Here is a 19765-nt window from a genome sequence, read left to right as displayed (position 1 = left end):
AATTCATCTTATGTAATTCGGTTGTTTTAGCCTGTATCCACAGGTTTTTAACATGTACTCACAATCATGGAATTACACGAATGTAGTTATACACAGTGTGGAAAACCTCTGTGGATAACCCTCTTCTGCGGCGGATTTCCGCGGGTTTTCGGGTTCAATACCTTCCATTGAGCCACTGCTGCGGGCTTTGTTGCTGCGGCTGAGAGGACTCGGGCTTCTTCACGAACGGGATAATCAGCAGGGTTGCTAGTGCGCCTCCGACAAAGCCTCCAAAGTGTCCCGCATGGGAAATATTCGGGTGGAAGAGGCTCTGCACCACACCAATGCCAATGAGCAGAATAAAAAGGCGCGCCATTTCCTTCTGCCTCCTGAGAAGAAGAATCACGAAGAAGGCACCGTACAGGCCGTACACACCGCCTGATGCGCCCACAGCACCACGAGAGTAGTCGAAGAGGTACACGCTGAAGCCGGCACCCAAGGTAGCCGCCATATATACGAAGAGGAACTTCCACCGCCCCATCATGCGCTCGAGGGACACACCGAAGATGAAGAGGTAAATCATATTCCACACCAGGTGCATCGGGTCATTTTGCGAGTGCACAAACCCGTGCGTGATCAAGCGGTAATACTCACCGCTGTGAACACGGGGACCCGACATCATGCTGAGGTTGTGCATCCAACGGAATGGGATGATTAGCTGTAGACCGTACACCACGATGTTAATCAGAATGAGCGTGTACGTAATATGCCAGTGCCGGGCGATGAAGGAACGCGTCGGGCTCAAGGCGCCTCCATTGAGGTCACGGTAGCAGTCGGGGCAGACTATGCCCACGTCCAGCGCTACCTGGCATTCGCCGCAGACAGTTCGACTACATCGCCCACACTGGGCGTAGCTGACACGGTCGGGATGGTTGATACAGACCGTGGGGCTCTGCCCGTAGCCTGCATAGTTGGGAAAGTTCTCCACTGACCCTCCAAAGATTTTTGTGCCGGATTATCCGAAGGTTGAGTAGGGGGGGGGCGGCCCGCCAGGATTCTTCCGGCGAGCATATAAGTTCAGGGACCCACCGGAAAAATCCTGGCGGGCCCCTGAACTATACGTGTTTTCTCAACACCTTCAGCAGACTGCTCGTATGAGCCTTCTGATGGGGTTTTATTAGAGCTTTTCGATGTCAATCGAGGAGATGACGACGTCCTTGACCGGGCGGTCCTGGAAGCCGGTCTCAACGCCCTCAATAGCGTCAACAACCTTCTTGGATGCCTCGTCGGTAACCTCACCGAAGATGGTGTGGCGGCCGTTCAGCCAGGGGGTCTCAACGGTGGTGATGAAGAACTGAGAACCGTTGGTGCCGGGGCCTGCGTTAGCCATTGCCAGCAGGTAGGGCTTGGAGAAGGAGAGCTCGGGGTGAATCTCGTCCTTGAACTGGTAGCCGGGGCCACCAACGCCCATACCCAGGGGGTCGCCACCCTGAATCATGAAGTCCTTGATGATGCGGTGGAACACGACGTCCTTGTACAGGGGGGTGTTCATGATTTCACCGGTGCGGGGGTGCTTCCACTGACGGGAGCCGTCAGCGAGGCCGATGAAGTTCTCAACAGTCAGCGGTGCGTGGTTGCCGAAGAGCTCGACGACGATGTCACCGTAGTTAGTGTGGATAGTTGCCTTAGCAGTTGCATTAGTCATGGCTCTATTGTGGCACGGGGCGGCGCTCATTCGCCATCTAACATGTTTTTTCGCCCCGGGCGCACCGTTGGGCGGGCTTTTTGGGCAGGAATTGAATATCCTGAGAGGTGAACACTACGCGCGCGGCGGTGTTTTCTGGTCGCTGGCGCATTTCAACCGATGGAGGTCCCCCATGTTCTGCTGCAAGAAGCGTAAGGCACGCAAGGCTGCTAAGGCTCAGGCTATTGTCTCTTCTCTGGCTGTTGTTGAGTCCGCGTTGGAAGGCAAGACCGCTGAGATGTTCGCTGAGAAGCTGACCGGCAATAAGAAGGCCCTGAACAAGGCTCGTAAGGCTACCGCGAAGACCGTTCGCTCCGCTGAGAAGGAACTGGCTCGCATTGAGCGTAACGGCGGCAAGCGCCCCCGTAAGGGCCTGGCGTTCCTGGGTTTGCTGGTTGCTCTGGGTGCTGCAGGCGCCGCAGCCTACAACGCAGCTCGTCCCGTGGAGGACCCCTGGAAGAACGCATAAGCGTTATTCCCCGCATTTTCTTCTCTACACGTTCTGACGCGCCGCTAGCGGCGTGAGGGAGCACTTTATGAGAGTTAGCCGCCCGCTAGAGTTTTACTCTGACGGGCGGCTATTGTTTGTTTTTTTTGGGGGGGGGGAGGGGGGAAAGAAAGGGGAGAGAGGAGGCGCTACAGATGCTACAGATAGAGTGCTGAATCTCCCCGTGGGGGCACCCCGGATATTCCCCTGACATACCCGGATATACAAAGAACCCCATGTCTTTCGACATGGGGTTCTCGGTTCAAAAATAAACCGGCGATGACCTACTCTCCCACACCCTCAAAAGTGCAGTACCATCGGCGCGAAGAGTCTTAGCTTCTGGGTTCGGAATGGAGCCAGGCGTTTCCCTCTTGCTATAATCACCGGAAAGTGGAGGCGAGGGGACTCGAACCCCTAACCCTCTGCTTGCAAAGCAGATGCGCTACCAATTGCGCCACGCCCCCGTGGTGCTTTACCAGTCTATAACACCTTTTACGACTTCACCAAATCCTCAGGCACATTTTTTTAGTTAGACCCATCACATCACCGAGGGGTTTAGGAAATAATCTCACCCAGCACTGTCGCCTCACGCTTCGTCAAAGACTGCAGGGGGCCACTAACCTCCTTCAGATACTCGCGAATCGCGGTACGTTGCGCCTCCTTCGCAGACTCCTCCTTCGATTCAGGAGCCGTGAAACCCAACTTGAACCCATCCCACTGGCTCGCCGACGGATATTTCTCACGAGCATTCCACACCAGCGAGAACGACACCAAAGTCTTCAGTTCCTTCTTCGTGGCAGCCTTCGACAGCACATCAGCAACCGTTGCCACACGCGAAGACTCGGCAACACTCACCGAAATCTTCGACTGCGCACCCGAGGGCAGGCTCAGTGCCTTCTCCGGAGCCAACTGAATATTCAGATGAATCTGCTGCAACCGCTCATTCTTCAAATCCAGCTCAGCCAGCGCACGGAAACGCTTCATCAGGGAATCATAGTTCTCATCAACCACCACAGCATTCAGGCGCAGCTCATCCCCGAGCAAACCCACCTGGACGTAGCTCGCAGTCGTTCCCAACATCGCATTAGCGTTCAGCACATTCAACCACTGCTCTTCCTTCAGGGTCGCCGATTCGTTCACACGCAGTGGGCTCACCGGCTCACCCGTCACCGTACTGGCAACATTCTGCGGATCATTCGCCAAATCCACACCGCCGTAGGTGACGCTCAGCCGATGCAGAGAACCGTAAACAGACAGGTTCGTCAGCGCTGTAGCAGCCGCCGCCACATCGGCCTGCGCAGTATCCGTGAGGGAGAAAGAACCCACGAGACGCAGATCCTGCTCACGACGCCCCTGACCCACATAGATACGCCCCAGCGACTCAATCTTCAGGTAGCGGGTATCGATATTTTCGCGAATCAGACGCTCCCGGCGCGCCAACAGCTTCTCGGTTGAAACCATCACCGCCACATCCTCGCCCAGCACTCCGCTTGCCGCAATCTGCGGCATTGCGGCAAGCACCCCGGCGGCAGCAACCACGCCGCCAGTCAGAAGCAGGGAACGGCGGGGTACCACGAGGCGGCGCACCTGCCCAGCGATAGCCTCTTTAGCGGCATCGACACGGATAGAGGGGGTCTTAGTAGCAGAGTCCTCAGCGGCAACGGATACCACCCCAGAAAAGCCCTGAGAGGCTTCCCTGGTAGAAGCAAGGTGAGAGTTCTCGGGTTCAGGGGTAGGTGAAGAAGACACAGATTCTCCAGATTGAGGGCGAGCGCAAAGCCCACCGGCGGTTTGGGGGAGTGAAGTCCCTCTAGAATACCGCTCGCACCCTTACACCTGCTGAAGAATCGCGGCGCATCCATCGCAAGGGCATAAAGAAAACCTATGGGGTGGCCTCAGTCCACCCCATAGGTCACAAGCTTCATGAGAGCTCTCAACTCTCAGCGCAGATTATTTACGCTTCCTCAGCCGCAGCAGCGTTCGGAGCCGGAATATTAGCCGACTCAGCCGCTAGCTCCGCAATACGAATCTCGCCGGTCGTCGGATCGTCGTAGGTCACGTACTCGGTACCGCCAGCCGTAGGCTCGGCATCCTCGTTCACATGGTTCTCCGCAATCAGGAAGCCGTGCGCACCAAGAATCTTCGCGACGCGGTCAATATCCTGCGGTGTCGGGGTATGATCCACCACTCGACGAATGTACTCATTAATGCGCTGGTCACTCACGTACGCTTCACCGCGGGCAGCACGGGATTGCATGAGCTGGCGAACAACTTCCTGCAGCTGCTCATCAGTCAGACGCATCTTCAAAATAGCCATCACTGCCGCGCGGTCCTGCACCGGAACATCCTTGGGATACCCGACGCTCAGCCAGTCGATTACTCGAGAGATTATGCTCTTATCAGGCATCGAGCCCCTCCTTCGAAGCAGTCATCATGTGCAATTTAGTGTTCACGGGATTAGTGGCCTCCACCGGTTACGCCGAAGATACTCCAGCCGAAAGTGTGGTCGATAAAGTCCTTAGCGACCCAGAGAATACCGATGATTACAATTGCTACGATAATAGCAAAAATGCAGGACGCGGCAATCTTCGCCACCGTTCCCGGAGGCTCAATTTCAACGAGCTTACCGTCCGCAGTGTACTCGGTACGGCCAGCTAGCAGACGCAGACCCAGCGCATACAGCGCCGGAAGGCCCGCGCCGAAGAACAGACCGGCGATAAGCACCGGAATGACCTTATCCAGAATGTCAATCACGTATTGCACGGCTACGAACCTGCCTTCTCAGTAGCAAGAGTCTGATCTGCGGATGCGTCAGCGCTGGTGACTGCAGCGCCTTCCTTTTCATCCCAGTCGCCAGTCACGTTCGAAGCGTCAATGTTGTCCTTCTGGGAATGACGCCACATCAGGAAGCAGAAGATTACCAGCAGAGCAAAAACGGTCATTTCGCCAACAAACTGGGTGCCGGTCAGAGCATTCAGGCCGTGACCAATCAGCCAGGTCAGAGCACCCACAATTGCGGCAGCCGGCAGAGTAATCAGCCAAGCAACCACCATGCGGCCAGCAACGTACCAGCGAACCTCAGCACCCTTACGACCCAGGCCGCTACCCAGAATCGAACCGGATGCCACGTGAGTGGTGGACAGTGCCATGCCGAAGTGCGAAGAGGTCAGAATAATCGCAGCGGACGCACCGTCAGCAGCAACACCCTGAGGGGTATCCACCTCAACAATGCCCTTACCGAGGGTGCGGATAATGCGCCAGCCACCCAGGTAAGTACCCAGAGCAATAGCAATAGCGCAGGATGCCTTCACCCACAGGGGGATCGCATCGTCATTGTTTAGAGTGCCCGAAGCAACCAGAGCAAGGAAGATCACGCCCATGGTCTTCTGCGCATCGTTGGTACCGTGCGCCAGGGACATCAGGGATGCGGTCGCAACCTGTCCCTTACGGAAGCCACCGTGCTTACGGTCGTCAGCAACCGGAGCAGCAATACGGTAAACCAGCCAAGTGCCGGTTGCCGCCACAATAGCCGCAATGACGGGGGAAAGGACCGCGGGAACAATAATCTTGGACAGAACACCCATCCACTGCACGCCGTCAAAGCCGATAGCGACAATAGCCGAACCAATCAGGCCACCGAACAGAGCGTGCGACGAGGAAGATGGAAGACCCAGAAGCCAGGTCAAAACGTTCCAGAGGATGCCGCCAACCAGGCCGGTAAAGACAATGAGCATCAGCGCCGAACCGTCCGTTGCCACATCGATACGGTCCAGATTCACGATACCGCTACCGACCGAGCGTGCCACCTCAACGGAGAGGAACGCACCCACAAGGTTCAGGGACGCAGAAAGCGCCACGGCTGTCTTAGGCTTCAGCGCACCGGTTGCAATGGAGGTTGCCATCGCGTTACCGGTGTCGTGGAAGCCATTCGTAAAGTCGAAGGCGAGCGCGGTAAGCACCACGATTACGAGAATAATGAGTTCTGTAGTCACAAGAAAATTATCTGTCGGTTTTCGCGAAATCTAAAGTATTCCGAATTAACACGAAATAACAGATAAACCCACATCTATTTACGTATTTTCATGAGGGTTTCACTGAAGAGCCCATATTTCAGTAGTAAAAACGCTGATATTCCGCGATAAAATAGCTACACCCGACAGAATACTTAAGTTGTTTTATGTGGCTTGAGTGTAGGCGTGGAGGAGAGAGCCGATTATATCCATCAATAGGCTGAAGTGTGTTCACCAAGTGTTCACTTTCAGGAACCTCCCAGCTTTCTTTTTGTGACTCACCTTTATTATTCAGACCTCATTTACCCCCCATTCGCACCCAAGCGGCACCCTTTCCGCTGCAGATGTGGGTTTCAATCAGCTGCACCTGCCAGCACGCGCCAAGCTCACAGAGCTACCCCAAAGGCCGCAAGCACACATAGGTCATACACAACATGGGGGCAGATGCAACATGGAACAGGTACCCGGATTGTCATATATCAGCTTCGGTATATAACAAAAGACCCCGCATCTTTCGATACGGGGTCTTTTTCAAAAATAAACCGGCGATGACCTACTCTCCCACACCCTCAAAAGTGCAGTACCATCGGCGCGAAGAGTCTTAGCTTCTGGGTTCGGAATGGAGCCAGGCGTTTCCCTCTTGCTATAATCACCGGAAAGTGGAGGCGAGGGGACTCGAACCCCTAACCCTCTGCTTGCAAAGCAGATGCGCTACCAATTGCGCCACGCCCCCGTCTCAGCGGAAACCACTGTTTAGTTATTTTTCCAAGCCTTGACGACTTCATTGCTCTGGTACTTTTTCAGAACCATCACAGTGACATACGAAAGAACAGCAAGAATCAATAATTTCTTCATTATTGCCTTTCATAGTGTGGAGTGGGCGTACCAAGAATCGAACTTGGGACCTCTTCGTTATCAGCGAAGCGCTCTAACCGTCTGAGCTATACGCCCTCCCTCTGCGGAATTTCTTCCGTAGAACGAGATATAACTATACAGGTATTTGAAGGTAGCACCAAATCAAAAAAGCATGTTCTACATCACACTTTAATGTTGGGGGTTCCCGATCATACAGAGCTGGGGCACGCAGAACGGGCGGCACCGCCTCCAACAGAGACAGAACCGCCCGCACACAAATCTCAAAAAGCTACAAACTAGGACTCATCGCTCAGAGTCAAGGTCACGCCACCAACCAGCTTCGCAGCCAGGTTGTACAGAATCGCGCCAATCATACCCAGCAGAGTAAAGACCACAGTATTGACCACAGCAAAAATAGTAGTCACCAAAGCAACCTGACCCAGCGAAATCATCTGCGAAATATCCACAGTGGTCGAACCGGTACCCAGCGAGCTAATCAGCTGGTTCACGCCGGCAAACGCCCCAGAAGCCTGCAGGAACAACCACAGAATCACCGACGCCACCACAGTCACAATACCCAAAGCAATAGACAGCAGGAAGATCAGCTTAGCCACCGACCACGTATCAACCTTCTGAACCACCAAACGTGCGCGACGAATCTTCGAACGCGGCGCCGGACGCACCAACTGACGGCGTGAACCGGTCGGACGCTTAGCGTTTACAGGACGCTTGCTAGCAGGACGCTTGCTGGCAGGACGCTTAACGGTACCGCCAGGACGAGCCTGGCCCGACCGCGACTGAGCCGAGCGACGCGCGCCAGCCTTAGCCGCACCCGAAGACTTAGATGCACCAGCCGACGCCGACCGCTGTGCCGACGCAGGAGAGGAGCTCGCGGGAGTGCTACTCATTAGTTACCTCCAGTAGCGGTGAGATCGGCCGCCGCCGCTTCACCCTCGTTGTCCGTACCGGGCGCCTCAGAAGATTCCGAAGCCTCGGTGTTCTCAGTGGTTTCATCGTCGCTATCATCCAGCTGACGATCCTGGTTGCGCGCAACACCAATAATAGAATCGCCCTTACCGGGCTTTGCAAAGATAACACCCATAGTATCGCGTCCCTTCGCAGGAACCTCATTCACGTTCGAACGAACAACCTTACCGCTGGCCATAACCACCAGCACCTCGTCCTCTTCATCCACAATGAGGCCACCCACCAGGGCGCCACGATCCTCAACTAGCTTAGCAACCTTAATGCCGAAGCCGTTACGGCCCTGCACACGGTACTCATCCACGCTCGTACGCTTCGCGTAACCACCCTCAGTGACCACGAAGACGAAGGAGCCCTCAGTGACCACATTCGCAGAAATCAGCTCGTCGCCCTCACGGAACTTCATACCGGTCACACCGGAAGTGGAACGTCCCATCGGGCGCAACGACGCATCATCAGCGTCGAAGCGCAACGACATACCGTTACGCGACACCAGCAGAATATCGTCCTTATCTGAAACGGTGAACGCCGAAACAACCTCATCGCCCTCACGCAGGTTAATCGCAATCAGGCCGGCAGTACGGTTCGTATCGTAATCGCTCAGGCGGCTCTTCTTCACCATACCGCCGCGAGTAGCAAGCACCAGGTACTCAGCATCCTCATAGCTCTTCAACTCCATGACCTGAGCAATATGCTCACCGCCCTGGAACTCCAGCAGGTTTGCAATGTGCTGACCCTTCGCATCACGACCGGCTTCCTGCAGCTCATAACCCTTCGCACGGTATACACGACCCAAGTTCGTGAAGAACAGAATCCAGCTGTGCGTAGTGGTCACAAAGAAGTGCTCCACCACGTCATCACCGCGCAGCGAGGCACCCTTAATGCCCTTACCACCGCGGTGCTGGCTACGGTACTGATCACTACGGGTGCGCTTAATGTAGCCGCCGCGAGTAATCGTAACCACGACCTCTTCCTCGGGAATGAGGTCTTCCATGGACATGTCGCCGTTGTAGCCGTACATAATCTGGGTGCGACGCTCATCACCGTAGCGGTTCACAATCTCGCCCAGCTCCTCAGAAATAATCTCGCGCTGGCGAGTCTCCGAAGCAATAATCGCGTTGTACTCAGCGATCATGCGCATCAGCTCATCGTGACGATCCTGAATCTTCTGACGCTCCAAAGCAGCCAGACGACGCAGCTGCATGTTCAGAATTGCCTGAGCCTGAGCCTCATCAATCTGCAGGAACTCCATCAGACCGCTACGCGCCTCATCAGCGGTGGGGGAGCGGCGAATCAGGGCAATAACCTCATCCAGAGCATCCAGAGCCTTCAGCAGGCCGCGCAGGATGTGCGCCTCTTCCTCCGCCTGACGCAGACGGTAACGGGTACGACGAACGATAACGTCCATCTGGTGATCCACCCAGTGACGCACAAACGCGTCCAGGGACAGGGTACGCGGCACACCGTCAACAATGGCGAGCATATTCGCGGAGAAGTTCTCCTGCAGCTGGGTGTGCTTGTACAGGTTGTTCAGCACAACCTTCGGGGAAGCATCACGCTTGAGCACAATCACCAGACGCTGACCGGTACGACCCGAAGTCTCATCGCGCAGATCCGCAATGCCGGTGACCTTACCGTCCTTGATGAGCTCAGCAATCTTAATCGCCAGATTATCCGGGTTCGCCTGGTACGGCAGCTCGGTAACCACCAGGCAGGTACGACCGTGAATTTCCTCCACATTGACCACCGCGCGCATGGTGATAGAGCCACGGCCAGTACGGTACGCATCCTCAATGCCCTTGGTACCCAAAATCTGTGCACCGGTCGGGAAATCCGGGCCCTTAATGCGCGCCATCAGAGCGTTCAGTAGCTCCTCATTGGTGGCGTGCGGGTTCTTCAGGAACCACTCCACACCCTCAGCAACTTCACGCAGGTTATGCGGCGGAATATTGGTCGCCATACCCACAGCAATACCCGAAGAACCGTTGACCAGCAGGTTCGGGATGCGCGCAGGCAGAACGGTAGGCTCCAGGGACTTGCCGTCGTAGTTGGGCTGAAAATCAACGGTGTCTTCATTGATGTCACGCACCATCTCAAGGGCAATGGGAGCCATCTTGGTCTCGGTGTATCGAGGGGCTGCAGCACCGTCGTTACCGGGGGAGCCGAAGTTACCCTGACCCAGAGCCAGCGGGTAACGCATAATCCAGCTCTGAATCAGGCGCACCAGGGTGTCGTAGATAGCGCTATCGCCGTGGGGGTGGAACTGACCCATCACGTCGCCAACCACACGGGCGCACTTATTGAAGGATCGGTCCGGGCGGTAGCCGCCGTCGTACATCGCGTAGATCACGCGGCGGTGCACGGGCTTCAGACCATCACGCACATCCGGCAGGGCGCGGCCAATAATAACCGCCATTGCGTAGTCCAGGTAGGAACGCTGCATTTCGGTCTGCAGGTCCACCTGTTCAATGTGGCCGTGGTGGTCTACGCTTTCAGCGCCACCATTACTGACATCGTCAGCGTTGGTAGTCTTATTCTGGTGTTCTTCGCTCATAACTTTCTCATTACTTCACATCTCGATCAACATATACCCCAGTCTGCATATTGCCCATGAGGCATATGCCGTTTCAGGCTAGATATCGAGGAATCGAATGTCCTTTGCGTTCTGCTGGATAAACTCACGGCGAGCCTCAACGTCCTCGCCCATCAGAACAGAGAAGATCTGGTCCGCCGCCGCTGCGTCTTCCATCTTCACCTGCAGCAGGGTGCGGCGAGCCGGGTCCATGGTGGTATCCCACAGCTCGGTATAGTCCATCTCGCCCAGACCCTTGTAACGCTGAATACCGTTATCCTTGGGCAGGCGCAGGTTCTTTGCCGCGCCACGAGCCAGAGCCTCATCACGCTCAGCATCCGAGTACACGTAGTCGTGCGGAGCGTTCGACCACTTGATGCGGTACAGCGGCGGCTGAGCCAGGTACACGTAACCCGCCTCAATCAGCGGACGCATAAAGCGGAAGAGCAAAGTCAGCAACAGAGTCGTAATGTGCTGGCCATCGACATCCGCATCCGCCATCAGAACAATCTTGTGGTAGCGTGCCTTCTCAATATCGAAGTCATCACCAATGCCGGTACCGAAAGCGGTAATCATCGCCTGAATTTCAGCGTTAGAAAGGGCACGGTCCAGACGAGCGCGCTCAACGTTCAAGATCTTACCGCGTAGCGGCAGAATAGCCTGAGTGTTCGGATCACGACCCTGAACAGCCGAGCCACCCGCGGAGTCACCCTCCACCAGGTAAATCTCAGAGATCGACGGATCCTTCGAGGAGCAGTCCTTGAGCTTACCGGGCATAGAGCTGGTCTCCAGCAGGCCCTTACGGCGGGTCGTCTCGCGTGCCTTACGTGCTGCAATACGCGCCTGAGCGGCAGTGATTGCGCGGCGCACAATATCCTTCGCCACCGCGGGGTTACGACCGAACCAGTCACCGAGGTGATCGTTCACCTCACGCTGGGTGAAGGACTTAGCCTCCGAGTTACCCAGCTTGGTCTTGGTCTGACCCTCGAACTGCGGCTCGGAAATCTTAATCGAAATCACCGCGGTCAGGCCCTCACGCACGTCTTCACCGGTGAGGTTATCGTCCTTATCGCGCAGCAGCTTGTTCTCACGCGCGTAACGGTTCACCAGCGAGGTCAGAGCAGCACGGAAACCCTCTTCGTGAGTACCACCCTCGTGGGTGTTAATCGTGTTCGCGTACGAGTAGACGGACTCCTTGTAGGCGCCGGTCCACTGCATCGCCACTTCCAGGCTCATGTTGCGCTCAGTGTCTTCAGCTTCGAAGGAGACAATCTCCTCGTTCACAATGGTCTTCGCGCCTGCATTGAGGAAGTGTACGTAGTCGAACAGGCCGTTGTCGTAACGGTAGGTGACGGTCGTGAAACCATCAGCGTTCGCGTGCACGCGGTTGAGGATGTTTTCCCTCTTATCGTTCTCTTCAGCAACCTCGTCACCGACGAACTTCTCACGCTCATCGGTCAGAGTGATAGTCAGACCCTTGTTCAGGAACGCCATCTGCTGGAAACGGGCGCGCAAAGTCTCAAAGTCGAACTCGACGGTTTCGAAGATCTCCGGGTCCGGGTAGAAAGTCTGAATAGTACCGGTCTTATCGGACGGTTCACCCTTGCGCAGGGGGCCATCCGGCACACCACCGTTGGAGAAAGAAATATGCCATGCGTAGCCCTGGCGATGCACCTCGGTAATCACACGGGTAGACAGCGCGTTCACCACAGAGATACCCACGCCATGCAGACCACCGGAAACGGAGTAACCGCCGCCGCCAAACTTACCGCCCGCGTGCAGCACGGTCATGACGACCTCAACAGTGGACTTGTGCTCGGTGGGGTGCTCATCCACGGGAATACCGCGCCCGTCGTCCTTCACGCGGACAGATCCGTTAGCCTGGATGGTCACGTCGATTTTGGAGGCGTAGCCGGCGAGCGCTTCATCAACCGAGTTATCTACGACCTCGTAGACCAGGTGGTGCAGACCGCGCTCAGTGGTCGAGCCAATGTACATGCCGGGGCGCTTGCGAACCGCTTCCAGACCTTCCAGCACGGTAATATCGGATGCACCGTATTCATGCTGCTGTTCAGATGCATTCTGTTCAGATGCCACGAGGCAGAACTCCTTGAGTAGATGATGCAACCGGCGAAGAAAAGTTACGGGCAACCAAGAGCGCCTCACAGAGGGCACCAGAAAGTGCCTACACAACCCGCGTTGCCGGTGGTGCCCATAGGTGGGCACACTTTAGGCATTGTCTCTTTTATTTTACCGAGCAAGAGAGCATAAAACCATCTACGGGCGTCATTTATTGAGCTTTTTGAGAGCTATCATCCGCTCAAAAGCCCGCAAAGGCGGTTTAGAGTGGCTCAACCCCCTCTTTAGGTAGGGGGTACAGTTCACAGTCTCGTGGGGGTTGCCGGCGCTTCTATAGCTTTCATAGCGTGCAGAAAAGGCTTATTTTAACCTAACACCGTTCAATCAGAAGGTGGACGAGAATCAAAGGCACCCAGAAGTCTACCCGTAGGTGTCGCGCACACCGCGCATGCCGGTGGCACGCCGATAGCCTCGCTGATTCCAGCGTCCGTTATTCGGGCCCAGTACGCGAACCTGAGCCACGACACCATCACCCAGTTCGCGGCGGAAAAGTTCGATGAGATGCCCGTGCATCAGGCGCAACTGAGTCGTCCAGGCGGTAGAGTCGCACTGGACTTCAACAATGGAGTTTTCGAAGCTGGTAGGGCGAGTGTGTGCCGCGATTTCAGGACCCACGAGCTCAGCCCAGCGAGCCAGCACGCTAGAGACTGCCACGGGCTCTTTCCAGCCGCGAGAACGAATCAAAGCGCTGACGATGCCCCCGAGGGGCTTGGGGTCGCGAGAACTCTCTCCGGGGCCGCTATAGCCGCCCATGACACGGGGGTCCCACCCCTGCGCTCGCCGTGATTTCTTCTTCGAGACGGCACCGGACATGACCGCACCAAAATCGCGCATAATTTTATTCGCGGAGAAGGCATTCAGGGGCGCCTCGCCGCGTTCTTGAGCCGCCATTCGCATGCGGGTCAGCAGGGCGGAGGGGGCATCCACCTCGTCACGGTAAAACTCACCCACGCCGTCAACCTCGCGCGGGTTTTGAGGCTCCGCAAACTGCGGTTCCGCGAATTCGTCGAATGTTTCACGTGAAACATGGTTTTGAGGGTGGACGGGGTTACTCATTGCCGCCACCTTCCGCGAGCGCAGAAACGATTGAGTTCGACTGCATCACAGAGTCAGTGACAGAGCCGCCGGCAGGCTGCACATACTCGGCGTGCCCCGCCGTCACCGACACCAGACGGTAGTCGCCCAGCTCCTCCGGAATATCGCTGAGTACCGCGCAAGTAATCAGCACCTGCTCCGCGTCGGCAACCATCGAACCCAGACGGTGGCGGCGCGCAGAATCAAGCTCCGCAAACACATCATCAAGAATCAGAATCGGCGAAGAACCCGCCGAGGAGTCATCCTCAACATGCACAAACCAGGACGCCAACTTCAGTGCCAAAGCAAAAGACCAGCTCTCGCCGTGCGAGGCAAAATGCTTCACCGGCATGCCACCGAGCAGCAGGGTAATATCCTCACGGTGCGGACCCACCAGGGTCACACCACGCTCAATCTCGTCGCGTCGGCGCTCCGCAAAACCACGCATCAAAGCCTCCTTGAGGTCCTCAATGCGCATCAGCGCCGCATGCTCGATCGAGCGCTCACCCATGCTCGAAAAAACAGTCGACTCATAGTTGAAACCGACCTCTTTAGAGCCGTCCGTCAGCCCCGCGTAGGCGCGGCGAAGCTGCGGCAAAAAACGCTGCAACAGACGAAAACGCGCTGAAAGCAGCTGAGCACCCAGAGTCGACAGCTGCTCATCCCATACCGAGAGCGTGCTCAAGGCATTCTCGTCCCGCGCCTTACGCTGCATGGATTTCAGCAACGAATTACGCTGCCGCAAAATCCGCTCATACTCGCTACGGTACCCGGAAACCACCGGACGCAAAGAACTTGCCAAATCGTCCACAAAACGACGACGACCAGCAGGGTCCCCCTTCACCAATTGAAGATCCTCCGGGGAGAACAGCACCGTGCGGGCAATACCCAGCGCCTCTTTGGCACGCACCGGCGCGGCACGATTAATGCGCACCCGATTACTCTGCCCAGGAGCAATCTCAAACTCAGTCACCGTCTGCTGCGAACCACGTACCGTACGGGTGCGAATATAGGCGCGCGAAGCACCCGCCCGAACCAGCGGCCCGTCATGGCTCACGCGGTGCGAAGATAGCGACGCCGCATAGTCAATCGCCTCAACAATATTGGTTTTCCCCACACCGTTAGAGCCCAGAAACACCGTAACTCCCGCCGAAAGAGGCAGGCTCAGCAGAGCGTAGGTGCGGTAATCCAACAACGAAATATGGTCAATATACACCGGAGCAGCTCCTTTCAGGGGGTTTCATACGCGGGTTCTTAGCTGGGGGTTCTTAGCTGGGGGTTCTTAGCTGGGGGTTCTTATTTTAGGGGGCTTCACGGCACCCGGCTGGAGGGTATGCACCGGGCTGGAGAACACAGCGAGAGGTCACAATATTAAGTTTTTCCACGCGGATGAGCGCAGAAAAACAGCGCAACCCCGCACATACCCACGATGCATAGGGCACCGAAAGACGTGCGGGGCGGCAAACACTGAAACTAGTTCGACGGCAGGCGAACCGGCATCAGCAGGTAACGGTAGTTGCGGTCATCCTCAGCCAAAGGCTCGTCCTGACCGGAAATCACGGCGGGCTTCGGCGCATCGGTGAAGGAGAAACGAACAAACTCAGTGCCGAAAACCTTCAAACCATCCGAGAGGTAGGCGGGGTTGTACGCAACGGTGATGTCATCACCGGACAGGTGCGCCTGCAGAGTCTCGGAAGCCTGAGCCTCATCACCGCGGCCGGCATCAATAGCAACCGAACCCTGAGTGAACTTCAGACGCAGGGGAGTGTTTCGCTCCGCCACGAGGGAGATACGGCGAGCAGCCTCAGCCAGGTCGGAGGTACGAACCACCGCGTGAATCGAGGTCTGCTCGGGGAACAGCGCACGGATGTTGGGGTAGTCACCGTCCATCAGAACGCTGGTGGTGCGGCGGGTACCCGCTGCGAAGCCGATCAGCTCGCCCGCTGCGGGCAGGGCAATAGACAGATTGCCGGAACCGGAGAGGGTGCTACCGACCTCAGAGACGGTCTTAGCCTTTAGCAGCACAGCTGCCTGAACGTCAGGGTTGGTCGGGTTCCACTTGATTTCGCGCATTGCCAGGCGGTAGCGGTCGGTAGCGAGCAGGGTCATGGTGTCGCCATTGATTTCTACGCGGATACCGGTCAGCAGCGGCAGGGTCTCATCTTTGGACACCGCAATCTGAACCTGCTTGACGGCTTCAGCGAATTCGGTGCCGTCCACGGTACCCGAAATTTCGGGAAGCTCAGGAAGCTCGGGGTAGTCCACAACTGGCATGCCAGCCAGCTGGAAGTTAGCGGAACGGCAGTGAATACGAATCACGGACTCATCTGCGGTGAACTCGACGGGTGCATTCGGTAGGGAGCGGCAAATTTCTGCCAGGATCTTGCCGGGGACCAGGCAAACGCCTTCTGCTTCAACATCGGCCGCAATGACCTGACGGGCGCTGGTCTCGTGATCGAAGCTTGCGATGCTGACCTCACCTGCGGAGGCGGTAATCAGCAGACCGTTGAGTACGGGGGAGGTGGGACGCAACGGAAGTGAGCGTGCCGTCCAGCCGACTGCCTCGGCAAGGACATCGCGTTCAACGGTGAATTTCATCGAGAAGGCGCCTTTCACGGAATTAGATAGTAGTTTTGGGCGCACGTAAAGATTTGGACGATAGAGCCGGATATACCGCGTACTCTGATGCGCTCTAAATCTTCCGCGCGCGCGTCTATCCATCCTACCGGATTTTGTAATTACACAAAGACTCGAAGGTTGATCCTGCAGCGAAAAATCGGGTGAAATGAGGCATGTAGAGCCGCTGTATTTTTGTAATTACAAAGATAGGCAGAAGGCGTAGTAACTCCAGTCGAAAACAGGTTCGAATTAGGTGATGGTCCAGTGTTGGTTTCTTCTTCTAATCCAACCTAAGAGATAGCGTGCAGCTATCGATCCAAATCCGCGAAAATCCACGTTTTCAGTAGGGGCACACAGAAAAACCTGAACCAGCTCGGTTGGTCGAGTAGAACTACTTGTTATGGGGAGGATTTTTTCTTTAAGTACAGTAGTATTGTTAACGCTTGTGGAAACGGTGGAAAACCCCTTCCTTGCCTGCAATGACGCGGAAGTAGCCTGTGGACATTAAGTGGAAGAATCCACTCAACACTGAGGATGCATTGTGTATGGATATTTATACATTTCCTTGATTCCACACCTTTTGAATATTCATGCACTTAACGTCCACACGAACGCATGAGTTAAGGCACAGCTTATCCACACCCCAAAAATCCAGCTTTTCGAGTCGCTAAAATCCTTGAACCCGGCGTGAAATCCCTGCCCCGAAGCCTATAAAACACCTAGTCGAGGCACAAAATAAGCTACGGGACAGGGACAAAAGCACATCTAGCCGGTGGCGCGCTGCTCCTGGCGGATCAAATTCGTCAGCTCAGTAACCTGATTGAAAATCGTCTGACGCTCCGCCATCTGCGCGCTCACCTTACGCACCGCGTGCATCACCGTCGTATGGTCGCGGCCGCCCAAATCGTTACCAATACGCGGCAGGGACATCTCGGTCAGCTCACGCAGAAGATACATCGCCACCTGACGCGCATTCGTGAGCGTACGGGTGCGAGACTTCGACTGCATATCCTCAATAGACACATCAAAATACTTCGCCACCGTCGCCAAAACCAGCGCCGACGTAATCTCCGCACCCCCGGTATCAGAGAGCAAATCCTTCAGATAGGTCTCCGCCTCAGCCAGGGTAATAGGCTCCGGCGGCTTCTTCATCGAGGCGGCAGCGCTCGCACGAATCAGAGCGCCCTCCAACTCGCGAATATTGGCCGTGACGTGGGAAGCAATGTATTCCATGACGTCATCGCGCACCGGCAAAATCTCGTTCTGAGCCTTCTTCCGCAGAATCGCGATACGAGTCTCCAGCTCCGGAGGCTGCACATCCACGTTCAGTCCCGAACCGAAACGCGAACGCATACGCTCAGCGAAACCGGTCAGCTGCTTCGGCGGCAAATCAGAAGTAATCACAATCTGCTTCTGGTGGTTGTACAGGGCGTTAAACGTATGGAAGAACTCCTCCATCGTCGCCTCTTTACCCGCCAAAAACTGGATATCGTCAATCAGAAGAACGTCAACATTGCGGTAAATCTGCTTGAACGACGAACCCTCATCGTCACGAATCGAGTTAATGAAGTCATTCGTGAACTCCTCAGAATTCACGTAGCGCACCCGCAAATTCGGGTACAGATACTTGGTGTAGTGGCCGATTGCGTGCAGCAGGTGGGTCTTACCCAGACCCGAACCGCCGTAGATAAACAGCGGGTTGTAGACAATGCCGGGCTGCTCTGCCACCGCGAAAGCGCTCGCGTGTGCAAAGCGGTTGGACTGACCAATCACGAAGGTGTCGAAGGTGTAGTTCGGGTTCAGTCGGGCAGAGCTATCCCAAGTCGGGGCGTTTTCCGGGTCTTCATACGGATGCACCCGCTGGGTCTCCGGTACCACCGGGGCGTCCGGAACAAAAGTGGGTGACGGGTACTCGCGAGACGCTGGCGCACCCGCAACAGGAGCCGCAGGAGCCGCCGGCTGCTGTGCGGAGGGGTACCCGGCACGCTCCGCCTCCAAAGCCTGCAGGGAGGGGCGGGTGACCTGCTCATCAGCGGGCATCTCGTAGTGGTCAGTACCCGGATGCGGCTCGGTGTAGTACTCAAAAGCCCGCGAACCGGGGGGCGCCTCTAGACGCGCAGAAGCCGCCGCCACCGAAGGAGCAGGCTGGTGCTCAACAGGAACCTCACGCTCACCATGGAAAACTTCCTGACTTGCAGGTTCAACCGGAATCATCGACTCATTCACATCGAAAAGCGCGGTGGTCGACGGGCCAAATGCCTCATGCAGGGCCGCACGGAACGAAGCGCTAATCTGCTCCTCAAAGACCGCACGGGTGAGCTTATTTGGCACCTCAATGATCAAGCGAGAAGAACCCATCAATCCCTGAGGTTGCGCAAGATTCACGAAACCGCGCTGACGTGCCGTCACCGCCGGATCAGCGGCAAGAATGGAGAGCAGATGCGCCCAGCGAGCCTGAAGGGAGTCGGTCATGGAATTCTTTACTTTCACTCGATGTGAAGCGGTGGTGCAGTAAAGAAATCATGCCGGAAACCACCGCGAGGTCATTAAGATTCTACCCGCTTAATACACAGGGAGGGAAAGTTATCCACAAGAGTTTTCCACACGGTGGAAAACCTGTAATTACAGAAGTGGATAAACGATGGATTTAAGTGCATAGCAGGTCTTCTTCCCTGATATTTAGCGGAAAACTCCAAAAGCTCAAGGGTGTGGATAACTCGCCGATAGTAGGGGGTTTAGATGGGATCTGCACCATGGTGGATATCCTGCTGTCGTAAATATCCCCAGGTTTACGCCCCAAGATCACGTAGCGTCCCCACAGTCTGTACACTCGCCGCAATCACCGCCTCTACACCACAAACGAGCCCGGAATCACGCGGAAAAAAGCGTCAAGAACTTGATTTACGCCCTCTACTCTTCTAAAGTTGTGCTGTTGTGTGTGCACCGCCTACTGCGAATAGTCGCGGTACCTCCGGGCACCAAGAAGCGTACGGTTTCGATACCCGTGAGGGCACGAACCGCAAAAATCAAGGAGACAAAGTATGAGCAAGCGTACTTTCCAGCCGAACAACCGCCGTCGCGCTAAGAAGCACGGCTTCCGTCTGCGTATGCGTACCCGTGCAGGCCGCGCGATTCTGTCGAGCCGCCGCGGTAAGGGCCGCGCAAAGCTCTCGGCCTAATCACGGCATATAGTTCGCCCCCCCCGGGGGGGGGGTGGGGGGGGGGCCGTTTATTTAGCGGGGTAAAACCCGGGGGGGGCGCGCCCCCCCCCCGCCGGCTGAGCCCCCCCTCGGGAAGGGGGA

At 56.1% G+C, this 19765-nt stretch carries 15 protein-coding genes, 3 tRNA genes and 2 rRNA genes; 2 read left to right on the top strand and 18 right to left on the bottom strand.

What is annotated here, in order from left to right; all coding sequences use genetic code 11:
- Positions 1-154: 154 nt before the first annotated feature.
- Complete coding sequence (locus NML54_RS06485; RefSeq protein WP_256500311.1) at positions 155-658, bottom strand: rhomboid family intramembrane serine protease; 504 nt, start codon at positions 656-658, stop codon at positions 155-157.
- Between the two features lie 498 nt (positions 659-1156).
- The gene (locus NML54_RS06480; protein WP_005508008.1) at positions 1157-1684 is read right to left on the bottom strand and encodes a peptidylprolyl isomerase; all 528 of its coding nucleotides are present in this window, start codon (positions 1682-1684) and stop codon (positions 1157-1159) included.
- A gap of 172 nt (positions 1685-1856) precedes the next feature.
- On the opposite strand from NML54_RS06480, the gene NML54_RS06475 reads away from it, so the two are divergent.
- Positions 1857-2192 carry a hypothetical protein gene (locus tag NML54_RS06475; RefSeq protein WP_254756790.1) on the top strand — a complete coding sequence of 112 codons (336 nt, stop codon included), beginning with the start codon at positions 1857-1859 and terminating at the stop codon, positions 2190-2192.
- Positions 2193-2481: 289 nt separating this feature from the next.
- Here NML54_RS06475 and rrf (NML54_RS06470) read toward each other — a convergent pair.
- The 16 genes from rrf (NML54_RS06470) to dnaA form a co-directional block, all read right to left on the bottom strand.
- A 5S ribosomal RNA gene (rrf, locus tag NML54_RS06470) occupies positions 2482-2598 on the bottom strand.
- A 3-nt stretch (positions 2599-2601) separates the two neighbouring features.
- Positions 2602-2674, bottom strand: a tRNA-Ala gene (locus NML54_RS06465).
- A gap of 91 nt (positions 2675-2765) precedes the next feature.
- Positions 2766-3959 carry an acetamidase gene (locus tag NML54_RS06460; RefSeq protein WP_254756788.1) on the bottom strand — a complete coding sequence of 398 codons (1194 nt, stop codon included), beginning with the start codon at positions 3957-3959 and terminating at the stop codon, positions 2766-2768.
- Positions 3960-4164: 205 nt separating this feature from the next.
- Positions 4165-4617, bottom strand: coding sequence for a DUF3349 domain-containing protein (locus NML54_RS06455; protein ID WP_254756786.1), 453 nt, complete (start codon positions 4615-4617; stop codon positions 4165-4167).
- 50 nt (positions 4618-4667) lie between these two features.
- Entirely contained in the window at positions 4668-4973 is a 306-nt protein-coding gene (locus tag NML54_RS06450) for a hypothetical protein (protein WP_254756784.1), read from the bottom strand.
- Positions 4974-4975: 2 nt separating this feature from the next.
- Complete coding sequence (locus tag NML54_RS06445) at positions 4976-6202, bottom strand: inorganic phosphate transporter (protein WP_254756782.1); 1227 nt, start codon at positions 6200-6202, stop codon at positions 4976-4978.
- A gap of 558 nt (positions 6203-6760) precedes the next feature.
- Positions 6761-6877 (bottom strand): 5S ribosomal RNA (rrf, locus tag NML54_RS06440).
- A gap of 3 nt (positions 6878-6880) precedes the next feature.
- Positions 6881-6953, bottom strand: a tRNA-Ala gene (locus NML54_RS06435).
- Between the two features lie 144 nt (positions 6954-7097).
- Positions 7098-7171, bottom strand: a tRNA-Ile gene (locus tag NML54_RS06430).
- Positions 7172-7371: 200 nt separating this feature from the next.
- Positions 7372-7983 carry a DUF3566 domain-containing protein gene (locus NML54_RS06425; protein WP_254756780.1) on the bottom strand — a complete coding sequence of 204 codons (612 nt, stop codon included), beginning with the start codon at positions 7981-7983 and terminating at the stop codon, positions 7372-7374.
- Positions 7983-10613, bottom strand: a complete 2631-nt coding sequence (gene gyrA / locus NML54_RS06420; protein WP_254756778.1) for a DNA gyrase subunit A — start codon at positions 10611-10613, stop codon at positions 7983-7985. The genes NML54_RS06425 and gyrA overlap by 1 nt, the downstream gene beginning before the upstream one ends.
- Before the next feature lie 78 nt (positions 10614-10691).
- Positions 10692-12728 carry a DNA topoisomerase (ATP-hydrolyzing) subunit B gene (gyrB, locus tag NML54_RS06415; RefSeq protein WP_254756776.1) on the bottom strand — a complete coding sequence of 679 codons (2037 nt, stop codon included), beginning with the start codon at positions 12726-12728 and terminating at the stop codon, positions 10692-10694.
- A gap of 402 nt (positions 12729-13130) precedes the next feature.
- Complete coding sequence (locus tag NML54_RS06410; RefSeq protein WP_254756774.1) at positions 13131-13826, bottom strand: DciA family protein; 696 nt, start codon at positions 13824-13826, stop codon at positions 13131-13133.
- Positions 13819-15060, bottom strand: a complete 1242-nt coding sequence (gene recF, locus NML54_RS06405; protein WP_254756772.1) for a DNA replication/repair protein RecF — start codon at positions 15058-15060, stop codon at positions 13819-13821. The genes NML54_RS06410 and recF overlap by 8 nt, the downstream gene beginning before the upstream one ends.
- 257 nt (positions 15061-15317) lie before the next feature.
- Entirely contained in the window at positions 15318-16442 is a 1125-nt protein-coding gene (gene dnaN, locus NML54_RS06400) for a DNA polymerase III subunit beta (RefSeq protein ID WP_254756770.1), read from the bottom strand.
- 786 nt (positions 16443-17228) lie between these two features.
- A complete protein-coding gene (dnaA, locus tag NML54_RS06395; protein ID WP_254756768.1) occupies positions 17229-18935 on the bottom strand; it encodes a chromosomal replication initiator protein DnaA in 1707 nt (568 codons plus the stop codon).
- A gap of 569 nt (positions 18936-19504) precedes the next feature.
- Here dnaA and rpmH point away from each other — a divergent pair.
- Positions 19505-19642: a 50S ribosomal protein L34 gene (gene rpmH / locus NML54_RS06390; protein WP_005504094.1), complete on the top strand. Its 138-nt coding sequence runs from the start codon at positions 19505-19507 to the stop codon at positions 19640-19642.
- The last annotated feature ends 123 nt before the right edge of the window (positions 19643-19765 follow it).

This window comes from Rothia gullae (assembly GCF_024294905.1).
Lineage (GTDB): Bacteria > Actinomycetota > Actinomycetes > Actinomycetales > Micrococcaceae > Rothia.
The sequence above is the reverse complement of the archived record's forward strand: the minus strand, read 5'-3'. Positions and strand labels throughout refer to the sequence as shown.